A 20,799-nucleotide genomic window follows, 5' to 3' on the forward strand; every position below is an offset into this window, starting at 1 on the left:
TTCCGCCAGTGCCATTGGCCACGTATGGACATCGACGACACGCCGGTACTGGACAACCACCTCCATCTCGATCCGGTCAACGGCCGGAACGTCGCGGCAGCCGAGGAATTCGCCTCACAGGGTGGCACACACCTGCTAGTGCTCAACAAGCCGTCCTGGCACCTCGTCGAGAAGGCGACAGCGGCGGAGACGTTCCGCGAGGTGTTCGACCTCACCGTCGAGGCCGCTGCCGCCGCGACCGAGGTACTGGACGGCCGCGCCTGGCCTGTCCTCGGGGTCCACCCGGCGCTGATTTCGAAACTCGTTGATGACGGCTACACGCCGCCGGAAGCACGGGACATCATGCAGACCGGCCTCGACGTGGCGGCGGAGTACGTCGATAACGGTGACGCGCTCGCGATGAAGTCCGGGCGACCGCACTACGACGTTGACGACGCCGTCTGGGAGGCCTCCAATGCGGTGATGTGCCACGGGTTCGAACGCGCCGCCGACGTGGGCTGTGCGATACAACTCCATACGGAAGGCGGCGAAGACTTCGAAACAGTGGCTGGCTGGGCCGAAGACCGTGGCCTCGACCGTATGCAGGTCGTCAAACACTACTCCGGCGGGCGGCTCCGTGGCCCAGTCAAATCAGTGCTTGCGGATAAGGACGAACTGGAGATTGCGGTTGAGACGGACGAGCCGTTCCTGATGGAGACCGACTACATCGACGACCCGGACCGTCCCGGCGCAGTGCTCGGCCCGAAAACGGTGCCACGGCGCGTCCGCTGGCTACTGGAGAACGGCCACGAAGACGCAGTCAGAACGGCACACGTCGAGACGCCGGCAGACGCGTACGGCATCGACACCGAGGCGACGCTAGAGCGGTAGGCGGCGACGGCAAAAGCGAGCCGCGACGGCTATCCGAACTTGCCGGTGATATAGTCCTCGACGCGCTGACTGTCGGGATTCTCGAAGATTTTGTCCGTGTCGTCGAACTCGACCAGCTCGCCACCGGTGAGGAAGACGGCGGTCTTGTCCGAGATACGGGCCGCCTGCTGCATATTGTGGGTGACGATGACGACGGTGAACTCCTCGGCCAGTTCCTCGATGAGGTCCTCGATTTTCGAGGTGGCAATCGGGTCAAGCGCCGACGCCGGCTCGTCCATCAGGATTACGTCCGGGTCGACGGCAATAGCGCGGGCGATGCAGAGCCGCTGTTGCTGGCCGCCCGAGAGGTCGAGCGCGCTCTTGTCCAGTTGGTCTTTGACTTCGTCCCACAGCGCGGCGCGCTTGAGCGCCGTCTCGACTTTGTCGTCTATGTCCTCCGTCTGGTCCTGAATCCGGAGGCCGTAAGCGACGTTGTCGTAGATGCTCTTCGGGAAGGGGTTGGGGTGCTGGAACACCATTCCGATGCGTCGCCGCAGCGCCACCGGGTCCACGTCGGCATCGTAGACGTTTTTCCCCTCGAAGTAGAGGTCTCCCTCGACCCGCGCCGCGTCGATGAGATCGTTCATGCGGTTGATACACCGCAGGAACGTGGACTTGCCACAGCCGGAGGGTCCGATCATGGCCGTCACCTGTTTTTCCGGGATGGCCAAGTCGATACCCTGTAGCGCCTGCGTCTCGCCGTAGAACACGTTCAGGTCGCGGGACTCGATGACTGGCTTCCCCGTCTCGCCCGCGTTCGCGTCCGTTCCCTCCACGTCGATCGACTGGTCGACGAGGGGGTCGCCGGACGGGTCCGGCGACGACGCGGCTGTTTCAGTGGTCGGTGTGGGCTCGGTACTCTCGTTGCTCGTCATCTCGTTCTCTGTCATGAATTATCCTGTTCGCTGATACCGGTTCCGGATGACAATCGCTGTCGCGTTCATCACCAGCAACACTGCAAGCAGTGTAATCACGCCGGCCGCCAGCACGCCGTGGCGGAACGACGGGTCCAGTTCCGACGACCATGAGAAAATCTGGCGTGGCATCATGCTCGCCACGTCGAAGAAGCTATTCGGCGCGAGCCGGACCGACGCCGCCGCCCCGATCATCAGCAGCGGGGCCGTTTCGCCGATGGCCCGACCCAGCGCCAGTATCGTCCCGGTCAGAATGCCCGGAAGTGCTTCGGGGAGGACGACCTGCCGGATCGTCTGCCAGCGGGTCGCCCCCATTCCGTAGGAGGCCTGTCGGAACGAGTCGGGGACGGATCGAATCGCCTCCTGTGCGGAGATGATCACAATCGGGAGGATCAACAGGCCGACCGCGAGGCCGGCGACGATGACGGAGCCCTGGGGCCACTGGAGAACTCGGATGAAAAGCGCCAGTCCGAGCAGGCCGTACACGACCGACGGCACACCGGCGAGGTTCCCGATGTTGATTTCGATGAGTGTGACGAACTTGCCCATCAGCCCCTGGGAGGGTGCGTACTCCTCAAGGTAGATCGCCGCCCCGACGCCGACCGGGAACGTGGTGAGCACGATCACGATAATCATCATCACCGAGCCGACCATCGAAGGGTAGATACCGGCATCGGCGGCGGTCCGTGAGGTCGCGCTCGTCAGGAACCCCCAGTCGAGCCAGGGGTCCGGTCCGGCAAACCCGAGCGCGCCGGTGACGACGCTGCCGACGACCACGCCAAGCACGGCGGCGACCGGGAAGGCGAGGCCGCGGACGCCTTCGCCACGACGGAGCACGCCTTCCACGTAGACACCCAGCGGGAGTACGGCGAATGTGACTATGAGCAGCCACACGTCGGTCCCAATTCCCAGCAGTGGTCCGGCGACGACGCCCAGCACCGCAACTGCCGCCGTCAGCCCGACGACGGCCAGGCCGTCTCGCCGCGACTCGCGTCGCTGTTCGACGAACCAGCCTGCGGCACCGGCGACTGGGAGCACGAGCGTCAGGAGTAACATGACCCAGTCCGTGGGCACGAACGGGAGCATCATGATGGCTTCTCGGAGGCTTATTACGCGATAGTACAGCCCGAAGTCGAGGCCGAGCGCCGCGGCGGCGTCGGTGACGAACCAGTTGAACCTGGTGGGTGGCAGCCCGAATACCGTGATAATCGGAGCGAGGAGCACCACGGCGAGGCGTTCGAGCGCGGCCTTCGGCCGCAGTCGGCCGTGTGCAACGATCAGGCCGCCGGCCACGACCAGCGAGATGAGGAGCGCGAACCACTCGAGTACGGAGAGCAGTTCGATGAACAGGACCGCAAACCCGCCCGTGAGCAGGAGTCCCACGACCGGGAGTCCGCTGGTGACGTAGGCGACCTCGCCGGCCGGCTCGTCGAGTCGATAGTAGTAGACGGCTAGTGCGGCCAGCGGCACCAGCACCGTCGCGGCGTAGGTCGCCAGCCACCCTGCGTCGGCCGAGAAGGGTCGGAACGCGTCGTTGGCGACGAACAGCAGGAGGAGCAGGACGGAGACGAGTCCGAACGCGGTCGCCGCGAGACAGGTCGCCTCGAAGGCACGCCCCCGAAGATGGTTGACATCGCTGTTCTCCCCGTGCCAGCCCGTTTCAGGTTCTCGTGTTGCCATCAGTTCAGTCCCCCAGTGTTCATTCGTACTCCTCCCGGTATCGCGCCGCGATTCGGTTGCTCAGCAGGTTCAACAGGAACGTGATGACGAACAGCGTCAGGCCGATAGCGAAGAGACTGGTAAAGCCCAGTTGACTGACGCTGTCGGCGCTGTTGATCTGGACCATCGCCGCCGTCATCGGCTGGTACCCCTGAAAGAGGTTCGCAAGCGGGTCCGAGAGGTTCAGCATTCGGGGCCGGCTGCCGGCCGCGACGACGACGATCATCGTCTCGCCGATGGCCCGCGACAGGGCGAGAATGAACGAGGAGAAGATGCCCGAGGCTGCCGCGGGGACGACGACGCCGGTGGTCACCTCGAACTTCGTCGCGCCCATCCCGTAGCCGGCCTGTCGTAGCGAGTCCGGGACGGAACTCATCGCATCCTCGCTCAGGCTGGAGACCATCGGGATAATCATGATACCGACCATGATGGAAGCGCTGAGGATGTTGAACGTGTTCACCGGGAGCCCGATGGTCTGGAGGAACGGCGTCACGTACACGAGCGCGAAGATACCGTAGACGACTGTCGGGATACCAGCCAGAATTTCCAGCCCCGGTTTCAGCACCGAGCGCATCTGGTCGCTAGCGTACTCGCTGAGATAGACCGCGGCCGCGACACCCGTCGGGAGTGCGATGACGGCGGAGATCACCGTGACCAACAGCGTGCCGCTCAACAGCGGGAGTAACCCGTAGACGTTCCGACTGATGAGGAACTCCGTTCCGGTGAAGAAGTCGACCGGGTTCACCAGCGTAAAGAACGTAATCGCGTCGCGTGCGAGCAACACGACGATGCTGACGGTGACGAGAATCGACGCGGCAGCACACAGGAGCAAGACGTATCGGTACATACGCTCGCGTGCTGCACGCCCACTCGGTCTGGACGTAATATTCGGCCCGGGCATCTCGGTACTCATTGTGTTGTCTCTCATAATGTACTCATGTGAGTAAGCCGGCTCTCGACCGTGTTAGCCGGCGATCTCGTCCAGCTTTTCGAGGTTCTCGTCGCGCTGCTCGGCGCTCGACGGCACGTACCCGATATCCTGCACTAGGTCGGTTTCGGCCTGCTCGAGGTAGAACTGAATGAACTCGTACACTTCCTCTCGCTGAAGCGCTGACTCGGCCGCGTAGATGAACAGCGGTCGGGCCAGCGGATAGGAACCGTCCTTGGCGTTTGCCAGACTCGGAGGGGTACATTCGTCGCCCTCTTCGGCTTTGACTTCGACGGCTTTCACCGCCTCGGAGTTGGAGTTGTAGTAGGCGAAGCCGAAATACCCCATCCCACCCTCGTTGTCACGGATCCCTTTGACGATAGTCTCGTCCTCTTCGGTCGGCTGGTACTCGGTTGTGTGTTCGGTGTCCTCGCCGACAACGTTCTCGTTGAAGTAGTCGAACGTCCCGGACGTCGACGCCGGGCCGTAGCGTTCGATCTCCATATCGGGCCACTCGTCGCGCACGTCCGACCAGTTCGTGACGCCCGCTTCGTCGCTCCAGATCTGGCGAAGTTCGTCGAAGGTCATGCAGTCGACCCAGTCAGCGTCGTTGTTGACCGCGACAGTCAACGCGTCACCCGCGATCTCGAACTCAACAGGCTCGACGTCGTTGCCCGAACACTGCTCTATCTCGGCGTCGCTGATAGGGCGGGAAGCCCCGTTGATATCGGAGTCGCCGGGACAGAACCAGTTCTCGAAGCCGCCGCCGCTCCCCGTGGAGTCGACGGTGACGTTGACGTTCCCGTGTTCTTCCATGAACTCCTCGGCCATCGCGTCGGAGATGGGGAACACGGTACTGCTGCCCTTAATAATGACCTGCCCCGAGAGGCCGTCAGAACCGCTGTCAGTGGAGCCGCCGTCGTTGCCACGGCTCGTGTTCTGCGTACAACCGGCCAGTGCCAGCGCCCCAATCGCACCAGAACTTGTTAAAAATCGGCGACGTGAGAGACCACTGCTCGGTGAATCTGTCATCACCTGATGGAAGTTAGAGAGCGGATAAGTACCCTACTATTAGCCCTATATCTGGATATAAACACTATATACTACTATATATTTTGATGGCGTTGCTATCTCGCGCGCCTAAAGCGGGGTAACGGGCGTCTAAGCCCGATAGCGGCCCAGTTAGAGAACAACTCGTTGATCCTGATATTGACACCATACTACACGGGGTAGCGCCCGCAGCGTGTGTCGTTATTTCATGACAGCACAGGTCAGAGTTTCGATCAGTAATATATAGTCACAGCATATTTTATAAATCTGCAGCGCGTATTCGTAGTACTATGGAGACGCGCAAAGTACAGCTGACGGGCGGGTCCACGTACACTGTCTCACTACCGAAGGAGTGGGCGACTGAGAATGGTGTCGAGAGCGGCAGTATCGTCGAGTTTTACGCCGAAGACGACCTGCTACTGGTCTCGCCACAGCACGGCGACGACCACGTCGAGGGAACGCTAGACGTGACCGGCCTCGAAAACAGGCACGAACTCACGCGGGCAGTGATGACGATGTACGTCAGCGGCTTCGACATCATCCGACTGGAGGCCGCTCGCATAACGGCCGAGCAGCGACGCATCATCCGCGATGCGACACAGGGACTGGTCGGCCTCGAGATGATAGAGGAGACGGCTGACCGAGTCGTCCTGCAGGACCTGCTGGATTCGTCGGAGCTCTCCGTTCTCAACGCCATCACGCGTATGCGGCTGGTTTCGTTGACGATGCTCTCAGACGCCGTCAAGGCGCTCATCGAGGACGACAACGACCTCGCCGAAGACGTTATACAACGCGACGACGACGTGGACCGCCTCTGGTACATGGTCTCGCGCGTGTTCCGAACCGTCCTTCGCAATCCGACGGCTGCCAACGAAATCGGCTTCCCGCGTGAGACAGTGTTCGACTATCAGTCCAGCGCCCGTCAGCTAGAGCGCATTGCCGACCACGCGACCAAGATCGCCAGCCTCTCCCAGGAGATCGGTGAAATCACCGGCGAAACTGCCGACCTTCTCGATCAGTTGGAAACCGAGGCCATCGCCGTCCCCGAAACCGCGATGGATGCGCTGTTGGCTGACGACAACGACGAGGCTGTCGAGTTGGCAAACGAGGCCCGTGCTCGCATCCCCGAAGTCGACGAAACCGCCCGCGAGGTCGACGGGAAAGTCAGGGAGCTAGACCCACAGAGCGCACAGCTACTTGGCCGCGTGGTCGACTCGCTGTCCCGAACCGCCGACTACGGCGGCAACATCGCCGAAAGCGCGCTCCAGAAGGCCGCTCCCCGGCCATAGCTGACGCTGTCGCTCCGAGTCCGTGAACAGCCGAAAAAGCTGATTGCGTGCCGGATTACTCGACCAGCACGGCGTTGACCTGACCGTGCTGCCCCGGGCGGGAGGTCACGCGGGCCTGTCCCTCGGAAGTGTCGAGGATTGCGCCTTTCGTGATGATGTTTCGCCGGGCGTAGTTCGGGTTCGACGGGTTCTCGACGACGTTCTCGATGGTCGCTTCGATGGTTTCCGCGCCGTCGGCGATGCTCGCAACGTCGGTCTTGACCGCACGGACCTTCTGGGTGTTACCGCGGGAGTCGACGGTCTTCAGTCGCTGCTCGCCGACCTGCGTCTCGACGGTGTCCTTGCCGAGCTCGTGTTTCTTCTTCTTGTGGTTCGGTCGTCGGCGGCCGCCTGTCCGCTTGCGAGGGGAGCGTCCCTGGTCTTTCATACGGGAAGGAAGACCCAGCGGCTACTTGAACCGTTCGATGCCGACTCGCCATCGTAATCGTTACCCCCGCGCCGACCGGTTGCTCTGACGATGAGTCTGAAGACGGCCGTCGCCGCACCGTTCCGCCAGCGTGGAACCGACCGGATGGCGGAAAGCGAGTTCGTCGTCGCGCTCTCGCTGGACCGGAACTGGTTCTCGCCCGACCAGGCCAAGACGCTGGTCGACGTGGCCGCGAGCGAGGGGCTGGTCGAACGGGACGAGGACGACCTCGTCGTCGCTTTCGACGCGACACACACCGCGATTCCGGACGGGTTCACGCCGGGTGAGGAAATCCTGCAGTCGCGGTCGACGTTCGAGCGGGTGCTCGATGCGGTCGTCGAGGCCGGCATCGAGAAACAGACCGCTGTCGCCGGTATCAACGCGCTCCAGTCCGACATCGGTGTCACGCTCGAGGCCGCGGCCGTGGTGTACGCGCGGAGTGAGGGTGTCGACGTCGAAGCCATCGCTGCCGACGTTCGGGAGGAGCTCTAATGGTCAAAGACAGGATTGCTGACGGCCGACGGATCGGACAGTTGCTCGCCTCGGAACTGACCGGCCTCCAGCGCGGGCCGCTTGCCGACGTGTCCGTCGTCGATGCCGATAGGGACGTGGACCCGACGCCGGACGGGGCCTTCGCCTACCGCGTGACGGCCGACGACGACGAAGTGGCAATCGTCGAGGTAACGCCGGCGACGGCCCGATTGCTCCTGAAGCAGGAGCCCGGGGCCGTTCCGGAGCGTGATGATCTCACCGTCGACGGGACAACCATCGTCGTTCACAGCGGCGCGGCGGTGAAAGCCGCGGTCGACGTGCTGGAGCAGTCCCTCTCGGGGTAGGAGGGTTTTCCGGAGAAAGAAACGGTTGGCTGCGACTCCGACTGAAATAGCTGTACTCATACTGTCGGCTGTACGTCTGTAAAGAATTTCGCCACCCGGGGTGGCGAATATCTTAAAATAGTTACAGCCAACAGTATCAGTGACGACTCGGCTCGGCAATAGCCGCGGACGTCCACGCGACGAAGCCAGTGAGGACGAGCACGGAACCGAGCACCGCTGTCGCGGCAGCGATAGCAAGCACCAGCGTCGGGAGGCCGAGCGGCGTTCCGACGGCGATGACAATCGGTGTCGCGGTGATACAGAGCGACCCCAGCGCGACGGCCCGGCGCTGTGTCGTCGTTAGTTCGATGCCGAGATGGAACAGCGACCCGGGCTCCGGGTCGGGAGCGGCGAGGCCGAGACACAACAGCGGAACGCCGATAAACACCAGCGTTGCCGCGACAGCGTACGACCAGAACAGCCACTGTCCGGACGCGGGCGCGAGCGACAACAGCGCGCCGACGGCCACGAGCAGGACACCACCGACGAGTCCGAACTGCCGCAGCCGCGGGTCGTCCAGAGCTTCGCTCAGGTCTGGGAGGGTCTCGGCCACATGGCCGACATCCATGAAACGGTCCATGAGCGGGCTTCTACCTGCGTTGTGAAATAGACACGGGGGAGAATATCAAATCTGATTCCATCGAAGCGGGCACGACGCGAGAAGGAAACGCTTGTATCGCTGCCAGCCGCCGCGGTATCTATGCACTTCTTCGACCGTCTCGCGGACCGAATCGCGACCGCCGACAGCGTGGTGTCGGTCGGCCTCGACCCGGACCCCGACCGCCTCCCCGACAGCGTGCTGGACGCCGACCTCCCGCGCTGGCAGTTCAACCGCCGCATCATCGATGCGACCCACGAACACGCCGCCTGCTACAAGCCGAACGCCGCCTTCTACGAGGACCCCGATGGCTGGCGCGCCCTCGAAGAGACCATCGCCTACGCACACGGGAAGGACGTGCCCGTGCTGCTCGACGCAAAGCGGGGCGATATCGGCAACACGGCGCGGCAGTACGCCCAGATTCTCGACGAGGATGAAGGGCCTGCCGCCGACGCCATCACGGTCAACCCGTTCCTCGGCCGGGACTCGTTGGAGCCGTTTCTCCAGCGCGCGGACAAGGGCGTGTTCGTGCTGGGGCGCACGTCCAACCCCGGCGGCGAGGACCTCCAGGACCTCGAACTGGCCTCCGGCGAGAAGCTCTACGAGCGCGTGGTCCACCTCGCGGACCTCTGGAACGGGAACGGGAACGTCGGACTCGTCGTCGGCGCGACCAACCCCGACGAACTCGAAGAAATCCGCGAATTAGTTCCGGACATTCCGTTCCTCGTCCCCGGCGTCGGCGCGCAGGGTGGCGACGCCGAAGCAGCCGTCGAGCACGGTCTCGCCGACGGCGTCGGCCTCGTCAACTCCTCGCGGGGCATCATCTTCGCCGGCGAGGACGCCGACACGCGGCGCGACGACTCCGGTGACGCGTTCTTCAAGGCCGCCGGACAGTCCGCGAAACAGCTCAAACAGCGACTGAATCAGTTCCGATAGCTTAGAACCGGTACGTGTCCACGCCGTCGGGCATGTTCTCCGGTGATTTCCGGTCGCTCGGCTGGCCGACCTCCGCACCGCACTCGACACACATCCCGGTGTCCTCGTCCCAGTGGCGGTCACAGACGAGTCGCCCGCATCTATCGCAGGTGTGGTCCACGTCGGGGCGCTCACAGAGTTCACACAGTCCGGCTACGCTCATGTCAGGATGTAGCATACCTGATGGTTTGAATCTTTGGCGGCGTGACTGCGGTAGTTAGTCCGGCAGGACGAACACAGAGAACCGGAGAGCCCCGAGACAGCCACGAAGTATTTCCCCGTGGGCATTCCTCTCTATAATATGTTGCCACTCCTCCAGCTCGGATCGCTTCCCTCACCGCCGGCGATACTCGTCGGCTTGCTGGCTATCGCCGTGGTGCTACTGGTCGGTCGGCTCGTGATGAAGGTGGCGTGGCGACTCGTCATCATCGCTATCATCGCCGTCGCCGTCCTCTGGATACTCGGAATACTGGGCTTCCAGGTGATCTAGAGTCCGGCGAGGAAGTTCCGGATCACGTCGTGGCCGACCGCGGTCAGGACTGACTCCGGATGGAACTGAACAGCTTCGATGGGGTGCTCGCGGTGGCGGACGCCCATCACCAGTTCCGTGCCGTCCTCGGTCTCCGTCGTCGCGCTGACGACGAACTCCTCGGGAACGTCCTCTGCAATGAGCGAGTGATAGCGCCCGCCCTGGAACCCCTGTTCCAGTCCCTCGAAGACGCCCTGCTCGTCGTGGTCGATGGGGAACGCTTTCCCGTGAATCGGCTCCGGCGCGCGGCCGATGGTACCGCCGTAGGCGTACACCGCCGATTCGAGGCCGAGACAGACGCCCAGCGTCGGCACGTCGGGGCTGACCGCCCGGAGGACCGCCAGCGTGACGCCGACGTCCCGTTCGTTCTTCGGGTGGCCCGGACCCGGCGAGAGGATGATTGCGTCGGGGTCGAACGCCTCGACGTCTTCGAGCGATGCCGTGTTCCGGACGACTTCAGTCTCGGCGTGTTCGGAGACGTACTCGACGAGGTTGTACGTAAATGAGTCGAAGTTGTCCACGAACAGCACGCGGAGGTCGTCCCTGACGGCCTCCTCGCCGGCGGGCTGTGACGCGCTCATCGGGTCACCTCCTCGGGGCTGTCGGCTGACGACTGATCTCCAGTCTCTTCGATTCCTTCCAGCGCCGTCAGCACGCCGTCCATCTTCTGCTCGGTCTCGATGTACTCGCTTTCGGGGTCCGAATCCGCGACGATGCCGGCCCCGGCCTGGACGGTGATGCGGTCCCGGTCGCCCTCGTCCTCGACCGTCGCCGAGCGGATGACGATGGCGAAGTCGGTGTCGCCGTCCCAGTCGAAGTAGCCGACGCCGCCGCCGTAGGGGCCACGCGGCGAGCGTTCGAGTTCGTCGATGATCTCCATGGCGCGGATCTTCGGTGCGCCCGAGAGGGTGCCGGCCGGGAACGTCGCGCGGGCGGCGTCGAAGGCGTCCTTGTCTTCGGCGAGTCGTCCTGTCACCGTGGATTCGATGTGCTGGACGTGGCTGTACTTGAGGACGTTCATGAACTCCGGGACGCGGACGCTGCCGGCCTCGGAGACGCGGCGCACGTCGTTGCGCGCGAGGTCGACGAGCATCGTGTGCTCGGCCCGCTCCTTGCCGTCAGCGAGCATCTCGCCGGCGAGGCGGCGGTCCTCGACGGGGGAGTTCCCGCGCGGGCACGTCCCCGCGATAGGATTCGAGACGACGTGGTCGCCGGCGACGGAGACGAGCGTCTCCGGGCTCGCGCCCACGATAGTCAGGTCGTCGTAGCCAAGCAGATACATATACGGCGAGGGGTTCACGTCTCGGAGCGCCTCGTAGAAGCCCAGCGGGTCGACCTCGCCGTGCAGTTCGCGGGTCCGTGAGATGACGCCCTGGTAGATGTCGCCCGAGAGGACGTACTCCTTGGCGCACTCGACGGCGTCCTCGTACTCGTCTCTGGGGCCGGCGACTTCGTCCTCGCGGCGGAAGCCACCGGTCTCCAGCGGGGCGAGGTCCGAGAGGATGCCTTCGACGCGCTCGGCCTCGGTGACCAGTTCGTCGTAGCGGTCACCGGCGTCCTCGCCCTGGCGGACGACCGGCGTGAACACAAGCGAGACAGTGTCCTCGACGTGGTCGAAGCGGACCGTCGATGTCGTGAGCACGAACTGGGCGTCAGGGAACCGCGAGTCGGGCCGGTCCAGACCGACTTCATCGAGCCAGAGGTCGTAGACGGCGTCGTACGAGAGGAAGCCGACGAGGCCGCCTTCGAGGTGCTGGCGGTCCATCTCCGGGAAGTTCCGCAGCGCCACGTCAGGCATCGCCGCCCGGAGGTCGTCGACCACGTCGCCGCCGTCAGTCGTCACGAGGTCGGCGTAGCGGTCGTCGAACGCCTCGACCTCGCTCTCGTCGCCAGTCACGGTAACGACGGCGCGCGGGTCGTAGCCGACGAAGGAGAAGCGGGCGTGGCGGTCGTCGGTCTCCGGCGCGAACGCGCCGTCGGGGTCGCTTGAGGCGACCTTCTCGGCGCTTTCCAGCAGGAACGTGTAGTCGTTTGCGGCCACGTCGCTCGTGCGGCCGGTCAGCGCCGAATACGCGGTCAACGGCTCCACGTCGACAGCCAGCTCCGCGGCGGTGCGGACGACGACCGGGCGGTCGGCCTTGGCGTGTTCGACGAACTCCGCGCGGGAGATATCGAGGGTCATACCCCACCCTCCGGCGCTCGCGTGGCGTTCCGGACGAACCGCTCGACGGCGTCGTGGTCTTTCGTGCCGCCCGAGGACTCGACGCCGCTCGCCACGTCGACGGCGAACGGCTTGACAGTCTCGACGGCCTCAGCCACGTTCTCGGGAGTCAATCCGCCGGCCAGCACGACGGGGACGTCCAGCGAGTCGACGAGGTCGCGCGTACGCTCCCAGTCGTGTGTCTCGCCCGTGCCACCGCCGCCGTCGGCGTCGACCGAATCGACGAGCAAGGCGTCGACGTGGTCGGCGTAGTCTTCGATGGCCGGCGCGTCTGCCTCGACCACGGAGACGATGTCCTGAGTGATTCGGCTGGCGAGAGCCCCGAGCTCGGCCGGTGAGAGGCCGTCGTGGACCTGCACTGCGTCGGGTTCGACCCTGTCGATGCGCCTGACGGCCTCCTGAACCGTCGTCGGCATCGTCACCAGCACGCTCGTCACGAACGGCGGGACGCCATCGACGAGCGTCGTGGCTGTCTTCTCGTCGACCTCTCGGGGCGTGTCGACCGGGACGCCGTGGATGACGCCGACCGCATCAGCGCCAGCCGCGATAACGGCGTCGCGGTCCTTGTTGTCCGTCACGCCACAGATCTTCACGCGCGTCATGCCCCGATCAGGTCGTCGAGTTTGTCGGCCGCCGCGCCCGATTCAATGGCCTGTCGGGCCTGTTCGACCCCCGCTTCGTGCGTGTCGGCGACGCCGGCGACGTAGATGGCCGCGCCGGCGTTCGCGAGAATGATATCCCGCTTTGCACCGGTCACGTCGCCAGTGACGATGCCACGGAGGTCGGCGGCGTTCTCCTCGGGCGATCCCCCGGAGATGGTCTCGATGTCGTGCATTTCAAGCCCTATATCCTCCGGAGTGATGGTGTACTCCTCGATCCGGTCGCCGGTGACCTCCGCGACAGCCGTCTCGCCGTGGATAGCGATCTCGTCGAGGCCGTCACCGTGGACGACCAGCGCTCGTTCGACGTCCAGTCGGGCCAGCGCCTCTGCCATCACGGGCACGAGGTCCGGGTCGTAGACACCAAGCACCTGCGCGTCCGCGTCAGCGGGGTTCGTCAGCGGGCCGAGAATATTGAAGACTGTCCGCATCCCGAGCTCCTGGCGCGGGCCGATGACGGCCTTCATGGCCGGGTGGAACACGGGAGCGAGCATGAAACCGATGCCGTCTCGTTCGATAGTCTCCTCGACGGCCGGCGGTTCGGCCTCGATGTCGACGCCGACTTCTTCGAGCACATCGGCACTCCCCGAAGATGAAGAAACAGAGTAGTTGCCGTGTTTGGCGATGGGGACGCCAGCCCCGGCAGCGACGATGGCGCTCGTTGTCGAGACGTTGATCGTGTTGTAGTCGTCGCCGCCGGTCCCGCAGGTGTCGACAAGCCCCTCGCGGTCCGGTCGAATGGTCCGTGCGGCGTCACGCATCCCCTCGGCGAAGCCGGCGATCTCGGCCTCCGTCTCCCCCTTCGCCCGCAGTGCCGTCAGGAGCGCACCGATCTGTGCCTCTGTCGCATCCTCGAAGACAGTCGTCGCAACGGCTCGGGCCTCGTCCTGTGTCAGGTCGTCACCGTCAGTGACGCGTTCAATATACTCTTTCATTGTATTCACCAATGGACTTTTTCGTGTTGTGATGTACAAATCCGTACATTGACTTAAGCCTATCGGGACCCCTGCTCGCCGACGAGTATGTGTGGGCAATCAACAGACAACGTGGTGATACGGAATTCGAAACCTTCAATTATACCCACCGGAAACAATGTGGTGTACCTCGCAGTGAGGGTTCGTGGTCTAGGTCGGTTATGACACCTCCTTGACATGGAGGAGGCCGGCGGTTCAAATCCGCCCGAACCCACTACTTCTGTCGCAAGCAAACCGCGAGCGACGAATCTACGCGTGAGTGCGGATTTGAACCCTGAAAGACGAACGAAGTGAGTCTTTCTCTGGTTCACAATCCGCCCGAACCCATTTCTGACGACGTAGCCGACGAGCGTAGCCAGTCGCGTTCGTCGTCTGTCTCTACTATCGTCGAGTAAGTGATTCCGACGGATGTGCGTTTCAACAGAATCGGAATGAGATCACCGGACCGACAGAGTCGTCCCATAGTTTCTTGCCCCAACCGCGTTAGAGTCATCTATATGAGAGATCAGGTCCAGTCGGCGGACGCGTTCGAACAGTTCGTGCTACTGGCGGTTGCGGAACTCGAAACGGCCGGCGAAACGCCGGCCCACTCCTATCATGTGACCCAGACGGCGAAGGCACATCTCGCGGATATCGACCGACAGCCGTTCGGCGGCGTCGAGCGCCAGAAGGTCATATCGGCGCTGGGCCAGCTCGCCGACAAGGGGCTGTTACGAACCGAACAGACGGAGTCACCGACGGGGAAAGGACGGCCTGGGTACGAACTGGCTGGCGACCCGGACGAAGTGCTCGAAGTGCTGTCGGCGACAGACGAGTTCACGTCGTATATCGAAACGGTCCGGTCCTCGTAACCGATCCCTCGTTAGACGACGCTCACCCCGCCGTGCTCCTGATCAAGGGCGGGTGGCTGGCCCGCTTCGAGGCGTTCGAGCCGGTCCGTAATCGTGTGGACGACATCGCCTTTCGTACAGGGTGCGACGTGGACGAGTTCGTTGCCGTCGTACTCAGCCAGCCCCATGACTGGTAGCGCCATGGTGTCGTACGCCGATTCCGCCACTTCTGAGTCAACGGTCGTGTCCTGATAGAAGGATTCCAGCGAGACGTTGTTGGTCAGCGCCCACTGCTTGAACTCGGCGACGCGGTTCAGGATGTACGTGCCTTCCTCCGTCCGTGCGGCGGCCGACTGGGGTGCGATCTGCTTGCCCCAGACGATGACGTTGAACCCGTCGATGTGGTCGTTCTCGTCGAGCGTCTGGAGACGGTCGATGACCGCCTCCTGTCGTTCGTGTGCGCCGTCGGGCAGCATCGACCGAACGTACAGCTCGATGTGAGGTGTCGGGATAGTATCACTCATAGCTATCAGACAGCACTCCCGGCTGACACATATAGGTACTGTGAGAGATGTCTGCATAGGACAGATTGTGTCTTCAGACCCTGATACGCACGAAATCCCCATTTCTTGTGAGATGGTCTACTTCCAGTTGTAACGCTAACGCAGGAGTAGTTAACAACTGAAACCAGTATTCGATTACTGACTATTCGGCGTTTGACCCGGACGAAAGACCGTGGAGGTTCTCGTGGATGCCGAGGATGAGCGCGGGAACCACGATCATGAAGATGTGCTCTTCGATGGGAATCCCGAGCAGGTCGACACCGGTCCGGAGTTTGATCGCGAAGACACCGACGGTGAGGGTGTACCAGTCCCAGACGTAGGCAATCGGATAGAGCACGACGATGGTCTTGGCCGCCATCCGGAGGGCGTTCGCACGCCAGAGCAGCACGAGGGCAATACTCCCCCAGACCACCTCTGTGACAAGATATGTGTAGGGACCGAAGACGCCAATGTCGGGCAGCATACACTGACCTTAGACCCAAGGGCCTAAAGCTTAGTTCGTCTCTCGGTTTCCGGGGACTAAACCAACCTTGATAACCCCACACGTCGAATCTACGAACTGTGAAGAACGATGGATATTGCTGATATCGCCACCAGAGAGTTTGTCGAGGTTGACGCCAACAAGCGCCTGGGGAAAGTCCGGTCTATCTTCGAACGCGAGAACCCCAAGGGTATCATCGTCACGGAAGACGGTGACTACGCTGGCGTTATCACGCAGAAACAGCTGGTCCAGTCCCACGTCGAGGACAACGCGAAAGCGGGGGCGATGACGCGCTCGGCACCGAAAGTCGAGCGCACCGACGACGTGCGCGAGGTCGCGCGCGTCTTGGTCGAGGGTGGAGTCAAGCTCGCGCCGGTGTTCGAGGCGGACGAGCTCTGGGGTATCGTCACCGAGGACGATATCCTCGACGCGGTTCTCGACAACCTCGACGCGCTGAGCGTCGAGGACATCTACACGCGAGATGTCATCACGGTGTCCGAGGATACCAACGTCGGGCAAGTCGTCAATCTCCTCCGGAAACACGGCATCTCCCGGCTGCCGGTGCTCGGTGACGACGACGGCCTGACCGGAATGGTCACGCGCCACGACATCGTCGACGTCGTCGTCCGGGACATGAACAAGACGACGCGGGGCGACCGCTCCGGCGAGATCGAGCGCGTGCTCGACATGCCCGTCTACGACGTGATGAGTAGTCCGGTAGAGACGGCGAAGCTCGGCGACTCCGTCGAGGACGCCGTCGCGCGGATGCTGGAAAACGACTTCGCCGGGCTCGTCGTCACGCCGGAAGACGACGACACCCACGTCGCCGGCATCCTCACGAAAACCGACGTGCTCCGCGCGCTGACCTACACCGAGGAGGAACACATGGACGTCCAGATTACGAACATCAAACTGCTTGACACCATCTCCCGTGCGGACATCCGGTCCGACATCGAGGCGGTCGCGGACAAGTACGGGGCGATGCAGGTCCAGCACGCCCACGTCCGGTTCCACGAGCACAAGGAGAAGCTCCGTGGCACGCCGCTCATACAGTGTCAGATCCGCCTGCGAACCAACAAAGGCCAGGCGGCCGGCTCCGGCGAAGGCTACGGCGCTGAAACCGCGTTCAACGTCGCGCTCGACAAGCTAGAGCGCAACGTCCTCGAACTGAAAGGCGTCCAGGCCGACGAGGAGTACCGCGGCCAACTCCTCCGTAAGCTCGGCGAACTATAACCGGATACTCGCTTTTTCTATCGCTCGGCGACCTGCACGAGCTGCTTGCCGATGTTCTCGCCCTCGAACAGCCCGAGGAACGCGTCGGGCGCGTTCTCGATGCCTTCGGTGACGGTTTCTCGGTAGGAGATGTCGCCCGAGGCGACCCACTGACCGAGCTGCTTCGTCGCTTCCTCGAACCGCGGCTCGAAGTCGGAGACGAGAAGCCCTTCGACGGTCGCCCGGGACTGGATGACCTGAGTCAGCTTGCGCGGCCCCATCGGGACTTCCTCGCTGTTGTACAGCGAGATCTGTCCGCAGACGGCGACACGCGCGTCGGTGTTGAGTCGCGTGAACACCGCGTCGGTAATCGGTCCGCCGACGTTGTCGAAGTAGGCGTCGACGCCGTCCGGTGCGGCCTCGTCCAGCGCGGCCCGATAATCGTCGGTCGTCTTGTAGTTGATCCCCTCGTCGAAGCCCAGGTCGTCTTCGAGGAACGAGACCTTCTCGTCGGAGCCGGCGAAGCCGACGACGCGTGCGCCCTGGAGCTTGGCGAGCTGGCCCGCCACGGAGCCGACGGCCCCGGCAGCCCCGGTGACGACGAACGTGTCGCCGGCCGAGGGCTGTGCCACGTCTCGGGTGCCGAAGTACGCTGTCAGGCCCGGCATCCCCAGAACACCGAGAGCCGTCGAAATCGGTGCGAGTTCCGGATTGACCTCTGTCAGTACCGGTCCGGGTGCCGTGGCGTACTCCGCCCATTCTAGCTCGCCGGTGACGACGTCGCCCTCGTCAAACCGCGCACCGTTGGATTCGACGACCTCACCGACGACGGCACCGCGGAGCGCGTCGCCCACGTCCCACGGCTCCTCGTACGATTCGCTGTCGCGCATCCGGTCGCGCATATACGGGTCCACAGAGAGGTACAGCGTCTTGATGAGCACCTCGCCAGGCCCCGGTTCCGGGATCTCTTCCTCGGAAAGCTCGAACGTATCGTGGTCGGGAGTCCCTTCGGGCCGCTTTGCTAGCCTGTAAACGCGGTTAGTGTTCGACATCATCCCCTATACACTTGGGACCCGAAAGGGGGCTTCGAAAGGAGAAACAAACACCGGTTGTATAGTTTATCTAATAATTATACACGGATATTGTGTAACCACGGGAGACGCATCACTAATCAGAAGCAATGAAGCCGCACACGCGTTCGAAGAGCGGCCAAAAACAGGTATCGAAGTCGCTGGAGTTACTGGAAGCCGATCCGGCCGCCGGTCCCGGCCTGGCGCTGCGGACTGGAACCGCCTCTGAACTCCTCTTCCATCTGCTCGTAGTACTCCCGGATGTCGTCGGTAATCGTCGGGCGCACGCTGTCCATCGCCTGCCGGAAGTGACGCATCTCGACTTCCTCCGCGTCGTCGTCCTCACGGAGTGCCTCGATGGCAGCCTCCCGGGCGATAGATTCGAGGTCCGAGCCGACGAACCCATCGCTGACTTCGGCCAGTTCGCGCAGGCTCACATCGGGCGACAGCGGCGTGTCGTCCGTGTGGATCTTCAGGATCTGCTCACGGCCCTCGATGTCGGGCTCGCCGATCATCACGAGCCGGTCGAACCGGCCCGAACGGATTAGCGCCGGGTCGATCATGTCCGGCCGGTTGGTCGCGCCGATGACCATCACGTCCTCCATCTCTTCGAGCCCGTCGAGTTCGGTCAGGAGCTGATTGACGACGCGCTCGGAGACGTTCGACCCCATCTCGCCGCCCCGACCCGGTGCCAGCGAGTCGAGTTCGTCGAAGAAGATGATGGTCGGGGCGACCTGGCGGGCCTTCCGGAACGTCTGCCGGATGGCCTTCTCGCTCTCGCCGACCCACTTCGAGAGCAGTTGCGGGCCACGGACTGAGATAAAGTTCGCGTCGGTCTCGTTGGCGACGGCTTTCGCCATGAGTGTCTTTCCGGTGCCGGGCGGGCCGTACAGCAACACCCCCGAGGGCGGCGTCACGCCCATGCGCTCGAACTTCTCCGGGGAGTTCATCGGCCACTCGACGGCCTCCTGGACCTGCTCTTTGGGGCCGCTGAGGCCGCCGACGTTGTCCCAGGACATCTTCGGGAGCTCGACCAGCACCTCCCGCATCGCCGACGGACTCACCTCGTTGAGTGCGCCCTTGAAGTCGTCCCGCTTGATGATCATCCGGTCGATGAGGCTCGGCGGGATGTCCTCCTCGTCCAGATCGATCTCGGGAAGGTAGCGCCGGAGCGCCTTCATCGCGGCCTCCTTCGTGAGACTCTCGATGTCGGCTCCGACGAAGCCGTGCGTGTCCGTCGCCAGCTTCGCCAGATTCACGTCGTCCGACAGCGGCATGCCGCGGGTGTGAATCTGGAGGATCTCCTCGCGACCGACTTCGTCCGGGACGCCGATCTCGATCTCGCGGTCGAAGCGGCCCGGGCGACGCAGCGCCGGGTCCACGCTGTCGACGCGGTTCGTCGCGGCGATGACGATGACCTGCCCCCGCGATTCGAGGCCGTCCATCATCGTCAGCAGCTGGGCGACGACCCGGCGCTCGACCTCGCCGGTCACGTCCTCACGCTTGGGCGCGATGGAGTCCAGCTCGTCGATGAAGATGATCGAGGGCGATTCCTCGCTCGCGTCCTCGAATATCTCGCGTAACTGCTGTTCGCTTTCCCCGTAGTACTTCGAGATTATCTCGGGGCCGGCGATAGAGAAGAAACTGGCAGAGGTTTCATTGGCGACGGCCTTCGCAAGCAGCGTCTTCCCGGTTCCGGGCGGCCCATGCAACAGGACCCCCTGTGGCGGCTCGATGCCGAGCTTCTTGAAGATCTGGGGGTGTTTCATCGGCAATTCGACCATCTCTCGCACCCGCTGGATCTCGTTTTGCAGGCCGCCGATGTCCTCGTAGGTGATGCCACCGCCGGTCTTCTCGAAGCCGGAGATCGGTTCCTCGCGGAGTTCCACCTCGGTGTCTTCGGTGATGAGACAGACGCCCTCGGGTTCGGTCTCGACCGCGATGAGCGGGATGGCCTGTCCGGGCGAGCGCATGAACGGGTGGTTCGTCGAGGACATCACCGGGACGATGTCGCGCTCGACGACCGGCCGTTTCAATATCTGCCGCTTAACCATGCCAGCGGCGTCGGAGCCGAACTGGACCGACGCTTCCTCGGGCGGGGCGAGGACGAGCTTGTCGGCCTTCTCGGCCTCGGCCTTGCGGATGGTGACGCGCTCGCCGATGCCCACGTCAGCATTCTGGCGCGTGAAGCCGTCGATGCGAACAGTGTCAGTGTTCCAGTCCTGCCGGTCGGCCCGCCACACCTTGGCCGCGGTCGTGTCGCTCCCCTCTATCTCGATGATGTCTCCGGGGGAGAGCTTGAGATGCAACAACGTATCGGGGTCGAGTCTGGCGATACCGCGTCCCGAGTCGTTCGGGTACGCCTTCGCCACTTCCAATTGAACTTCGTTCATAGTAGAGCCTGCTTACGATGAACTCGGGTAGCCCCGGAGATATGCTTTATGCTACCGGCGGCCAAGACGCAGGGCGACGGGTTTATATGATACCTAATAGCACACCGCACAGTAGGGGGTAATAGCCACCGGTCTGGGTTGCCG

The 20,799-nt window shown here is 63.4% G+C and carries 23 protein-coding genes and 1 tRNA gene; 9 read left to right on the forward strand and 15 right to left on the reverse strand.

Annotated elements, in window-relative coordinates; translation table 11 throughout:
- Positions 1-24: 24 nt before the first annotated feature.
- Positions 25-870: a TatD family hydrolase gene (locus ACNO8S_RS09985; protein WP_420181860.1), complete on the forward strand. Its 846-nt coding sequence runs from the start codon at positions 25-27 to the stop codon at positions 868-870.
- A 29-nt stretch (positions 871-899) separates the two neighbouring features.
- Here the strand turns inward: ACNO8S_RS09985 and pstB are convergent, their stop codons facing one another.
- From pstB to ACNO8S_RS10005, 4 genes are read right to left on the reverse strand one after another with little or no spacing between them, the layout of a single operon-like run.
- On the reverse strand, positions 900-1,799 hold the full coding sequence (pstB, locus tag ACNO8S_RS09990; RefSeq protein WP_420181861.1) for a phosphate ABC transporter ATP-binding protein PstB: 900 nt from the start codon (positions 1,797-1,799) through the stop codon (positions 900-902).
- 3 nt (positions 1,800-1,802) lie between these two features.
- Positions 1,803-3,503 carry a phosphate ABC transporter permease PstA gene (pstA, locus tag ACNO8S_RS09995; RefSeq protein WP_014040824.1) on the reverse strand — a complete coding sequence of 567 codons (1,701 nt, stop codon included), beginning with the start codon at positions 3,501-3,503 and terminating at the stop codon, positions 1,803-1,805.
- Positions 3,504-3,522: 19 nt separating this feature from the next.
- Entirely contained in the window at positions 3,523-4,455 is a 933-nt protein-coding gene (gene pstC, locus ACNO8S_RS10000; protein WP_420181862.1) for a phosphate ABC transporter permease subunit PstC, read from the reverse strand.
- Between the two features lie 51 nt (positions 4,456-4,506).
- Complete coding sequence (locus ACNO8S_RS10005; RefSeq protein WP_014040826.1) at positions 4,507-5,502, reverse strand: PstS family phosphate ABC transporter substrate-binding protein; 996 nt, start codon at positions 5,500-5,502, stop codon at positions 4,507-4,509.
- Between the two features lie 308 nt (positions 5,503-5,810).
- Here ACNO8S_RS10005 and ACNO8S_RS10010 point away from each other — a divergent pair, with 308 nt between their 5' ends.
- Positions 5,811-6,809 carry a phosphate uptake regulator PhoU gene (locus tag ACNO8S_RS10010; RefSeq protein ID WP_014040827.1) on the forward strand — a complete coding sequence of 333 codons (999 nt, stop codon included), beginning with the start codon at positions 5,811-5,813 and terminating at the stop codon, positions 6,807-6,809.
- 55 nt (positions 6,810-6,864) lie between these two features.
- Here ACNO8S_RS10010 and ACNO8S_RS10015 read toward each other — a convergent pair whose 3' ends face one another.
- Positions 6,865-7,236, reverse strand: coding sequence for a 30S ribosomal protein S8e (locus tag ACNO8S_RS10015; protein WP_008311571.1), 372 nt, complete (start codon positions 7,234-7,236; stop codon positions 6,865-6,867).
- A gap of 90 nt (positions 7,237-7,326) precedes the next feature.
- Between ACNO8S_RS10015 and ACNO8S_RS10020 the strand changes: the two genes are divergently transcribed.
- Both ACNO8S_RS10020 and ACNO8S_RS10025 read left to right on the forward strand, forming a co-directional pair.
- Complete coding sequence (locus ACNO8S_RS10020) at positions 7,327-7,767, forward strand: DUF2240 family protein (protein WP_008311569.1); 441 nt, start codon at positions 7,327-7,329, stop codon at positions 7,765-7,767.
- A complete protein-coding gene (locus tag ACNO8S_RS10025; RefSeq protein WP_050036790.1) occupies positions 7,767-8,111 on the forward strand; it encodes a hypothetical protein in 345 nt (114 codons plus the stop codon). Before ACNO8S_RS10020 ends, ACNO8S_RS10025 begins: the two co-directional genes overlap by 1 nt.
- Before the next feature lie 136 nt (positions 8,112-8,247).
- Here ACNO8S_RS10025 and ACNO8S_RS10030 read toward each other — a convergent pair whose 3' ends face one another.
- Positions 8,248-8,730, reverse strand: coding sequence for a hypothetical protein (locus tag ACNO8S_RS10030; protein WP_049943000.1), 483 nt, complete (start codon positions 8,728-8,730; stop codon positions 8,248-8,250).
- A gap of 120 nt (positions 8,731-8,850) precedes the next feature.
- Here ACNO8S_RS10030 and pyrF point away from each other — a divergent pair, with 120 nt between their 5' ends.
- Positions 8,851-9,684, forward strand: coding sequence for an orotidine-5'-phosphate decarboxylase (gene pyrF, locus ACNO8S_RS10035; RefSeq protein ID WP_050007160.1), 834 nt, complete (start codon positions 8,851-8,853; stop codon positions 9,682-9,684).
- A gap of 1 nt (position 9,685) precedes the next feature.
- On the opposite strand, the gene ACNO8S_RS10040 is transcribed toward pyrF, so the two are convergent.
- Positions 9,686-9,886, reverse strand: a complete 201-nt coding sequence (locus tag ACNO8S_RS10040) for a hypothetical protein (protein WP_050036791.1) — start codon at positions 9,884-9,886, stop codon at positions 9,686-9,688.
- Between the two features lie 138 nt (positions 9,887-10,024).
- Between ACNO8S_RS10040 and ACNO8S_RS10045 the strand changes: the two genes are divergently transcribed.
- Entirely contained in the window at positions 10,025-10,213 is a 189-nt protein-coding gene (locus ACNO8S_RS10045) for a hypothetical protein (RefSeq protein WP_146417115.1), read from the forward strand.
- Here the strand turns inward: ACNO8S_RS10045 and trpG are convergent.
- Genes trpG through trpD form a run of 4 tightly spaced genes read right to left on the reverse strand, consistent with a single transcriptional unit; the run spans position 10,210 to position 14,067 of the window.
- On the reverse strand, positions 10,210-10,833 hold the full coding sequence (gene trpG / locus ACNO8S_RS10050) for an anthranilate synthase component II (protein WP_420181863.1): 624 nt from the start codon (positions 10,831-10,833) through the stop codon (positions 10,210-10,212). The two genes, ACNO8S_RS10045 and trpG, sit on opposite strands and share 4 nt — an antisense overlap.
- Complete coding sequence (gene trpE, locus ACNO8S_RS10055) at positions 10,830-12,434, reverse strand: anthranilate synthase component I (RefSeq protein ID WP_420181864.1); 1,605 nt, start codon at positions 12,432-12,434, stop codon at positions 10,830-10,832. Before trpE ends, trpG begins: the two co-directional genes overlap by 4 nt.
- Positions 12,431-13,075, reverse strand: coding sequence for a phosphoribosylanthranilate isomerase (locus ACNO8S_RS10060; protein WP_151103587.1), 645 nt, complete (start codon positions 13,073-13,075; stop codon positions 12,431-12,433). Before ACNO8S_RS10060 ends, trpE begins: the two co-directional genes overlap by 4 nt.
- Positions 13,072-14,067, reverse strand: coding sequence for an anthranilate phosphoribosyltransferase (gene trpD / locus ACNO8S_RS10065; protein ID WP_044952246.1), 996 nt, complete (start codon positions 14,065-14,067; stop codon positions 13,072-13,074). Before trpD ends, ACNO8S_RS10060 begins: the two co-directional genes overlap by 4 nt.
- 178 nt (positions 14,068-14,245) lie before the next feature.
- Between trpD and ACNO8S_RS10070 the strand changes: the two genes are divergently transcribed.
- Together ACNO8S_RS10070 and ACNO8S_RS10075 are read left to right on the forward strand one after the other, a co-directional pair.
- Positions 14,246-14,320: transfer RNA gene (locus ACNO8S_RS10070), tRNA-Val, on the forward strand.
- 283 nt (positions 14,321-14,603) lie between these two features.
- Complete coding sequence (locus ACNO8S_RS10075) at positions 14,604-14,957, forward strand: hypothetical protein (protein WP_050007161.1); 354 nt, start codon at positions 14,604-14,606, stop codon at positions 14,955-14,957.
- Between the two features lie 11 nt (positions 14,958-14,968).
- On the opposite strand, the gene ACNO8S_RS10080 is transcribed toward ACNO8S_RS10075, so the two are convergent.
- Together ACNO8S_RS10080 and ACNO8S_RS10085 are read right to left on the reverse strand one after the other, a co-directional pair.
- A complete protein-coding gene (locus ACNO8S_RS10080) occupies positions 14,969-15,460 on the reverse strand; it encodes an HTH domain-containing protein (protein ID WP_050036795.1) in 492 nt (163 codons plus the stop codon).
- 181 nt (positions 15,461-15,641) lie between these two features.
- On the reverse strand, positions 15,642-15,962 hold the full coding sequence (locus tag ACNO8S_RS10085) for a lycopene cyclase domain-containing protein (protein ID WP_050036796.1): 321 nt from the start codon (positions 15,960-15,962) through the stop codon (positions 15,642-15,644).
- A 108-nt stretch (positions 15,963-16,070) separates the two neighbouring features.
- On the opposite strand from ACNO8S_RS10085, the gene ACNO8S_RS10090 reads away from it, so the two are divergent.
- Positions 16,071-17,213 carry a CBS domain-containing protein gene (locus ACNO8S_RS10090; RefSeq protein WP_050007162.1) on the forward strand — a complete coding sequence of 381 codons (1,143 nt, stop codon included), beginning with the start codon at positions 16,071-16,073 and terminating at the stop codon, positions 17,211-17,213.
- A gap of 17 nt (positions 17,214-17,230) precedes the next feature.
- Here ACNO8S_RS10090 and ACNO8S_RS10095 read toward each other — a convergent pair whose 3' ends face one another.
- A complete protein-coding gene (locus ACNO8S_RS10095; protein ID WP_050038238.1) occupies positions 17,231-18,244 on the reverse strand; it encodes an NADP-dependent oxidoreductase in 1,014 nt (337 codons plus the stop codon).
- A gap of 185 nt (positions 18,245-18,429) precedes the next feature.
- Positions 18,430-20,655, reverse strand: coding sequence for a CDC48 family AAA ATPase (locus ACNO8S_RS10100; protein WP_004518130.1), 2,226 nt, complete (start codon positions 20,653-20,655; stop codon positions 18,430-18,432).
- Positions 20,656-20,799: the final 144 nt, after the last annotated feature.

This window comes from Haloarcula sp. KBTZ06, from assembly GCF_048595605.1.
GTDB classification, from domain to species: Archaea; Halobacteriota; Halobacteria; order Halobacteriales; family Haloarculaceae; genus Haloarcula; species Haloarcula hispanica.

Bases quoted from the DNA above. Each gene is read 5' to 3' on its own strand.
- ACNO8S_RS09985 (WP_420181860.1), top strand. From the start codon at position 25: ATGGACATCGACGACACGCCGGTACTGGACAACCACCTCCATCTCGAT.
- pstB (WP_420181861.1), bottom strand. From the start codon at position 1,799: ATGACAGAGAACGAGATGACGAGCAACGAGAGTACCGAGCCCACACCG.
- pstA (WP_014040824.1), bottom strand. From the start codon at position 3,503: ATGGCAACACGAGAACCTGAAACGGGCTGGCACGGGGAGAACAGCGAT.
- pstC (WP_420181862.1), bottom strand. From the start codon at position 4,455: ATGAGTACCGAGATGCCCGGGCCGAATATTACGTCCAGACCGAGTGGG.
- ACNO8S_RS10005 (WP_014040826.1), bottom strand. From the start codon at position 5,502: ATGACAGATTCACCGAGCAGTGGTCTCTCACGTCGCCGATTTTTAACA.
- ACNO8S_RS10010 (WP_014040827.1), top strand. From the start codon at position 5,811: ATGGAGACGCGCAAAGTACAGCTGACGGGCGGGTCCACGTACACTGTC.
- ACNO8S_RS10015 (WP_008311571.1), bottom strand. From the start codon at position 7,236: ATGAAAGACCAGGGACGCTCCCCTCGCAAGCGGACAGGCGGCCGCCGA.
- ACNO8S_RS10020 (WP_008311569.1), top strand. From the start codon at position 7,327: ATGAGTCTGAAGACGGCCGTCGCCGCACCGTTCCGCCAGCGTGGAACC.
- ACNO8S_RS10025 (WP_050036790.1), top strand. From the start codon at position 7,767: ATGGTCAAAGACAGGATTGCTGACGGCCGACGGATCGGACAGTTGCTC.
- ACNO8S_RS10030 (WP_049943000.1), bottom strand. From the start codon at position 8,730: ATGGACCGTTTCATGGATGTCGGCCATGTGGCCGAGACCCTCCCAGAC.
- pyrF (WP_050007160.1), top strand. From the start codon at position 8,851: ATGCACTTCTTCGACCGTCTCGCGGACCGAATCGCGACCGCCGACAGC.
- ACNO8S_RS10040 (WP_050036791.1), bottom strand. From the start codon at position 9,886: ATGAGCGTAGCCGGACTGTGTGAACTCTGTGAGCGCCCCGACGTGGAC.
- ACNO8S_RS10045 (WP_146417115.1), top strand. From the start codon at position 10,025: ATGTTGCCACTCCTCCAGCTCGGATCGCTTCCCTCACCGCCGGCGATA.
- trpG (WP_420181863.1), bottom strand. From the start codon at position 10,833: ATGAGCGCGTCACAGCCCGCCGGCGAGGAGGCCGTCAGGGACGACCTC.
- trpE (WP_420181864.1), bottom strand. From the start codon at position 12,434: ATGACCCTCGATATCTCCCGCGCGGAGTTCGTCGAACACGCCAAGGCC.
- ACNO8S_RS10060 (WP_151103587.1), bottom strand. From the start codon at position 13,075: ATGACGCGCGTGAAGATCTGTGGCGTGACGGACAACAAGGACCGCGAC.
- trpD (WP_044952246.1), bottom strand. From the start codon at position 14,067: ATGAAAGAGTATATTGAACGCGTCACTGACGGTGACGACCTGACACAG.
- ACNO8S_RS10075 (WP_050007161.1), top strand. From the start codon at position 14,604: ATGAGAGATCAGGTCCAGTCGGCGGACGCGTTCGAACAGTTCGTGCTA.
- ACNO8S_RS10080 (WP_050036795.1), bottom strand. From the start codon at position 15,460: ATGAGTGATACTATCCCGACACCTCACATCGAGCTGTACGTTCGGTCG.
- ACNO8S_RS10085 (WP_050036796.1), bottom strand. From the start codon at position 15,962: ATGCTGCCCGACATTGGCGTCTTCGGTCCCTACACATATCTTGTCACA.
- ACNO8S_RS10090 (WP_050007162.1), top strand. From the start codon at position 16,071: ATGGATATTGCTGATATCGCCACCAGAGAGTTTGTCGAGGTTGACGCC.
- ACNO8S_RS10095 (WP_050038238.1), bottom strand. From the start codon at position 18,244: ATGTCGAACACTAACCGCGTTTACAGGCTAGCAAAGCGGCCCGAAGGG.
- ACNO8S_RS10100 (WP_004518130.1), bottom strand. From the start codon at position 20,655: ATGAACGAAGTTCAATTGGAAGTGGCGAAGGCGTACCCGAACGACTCG.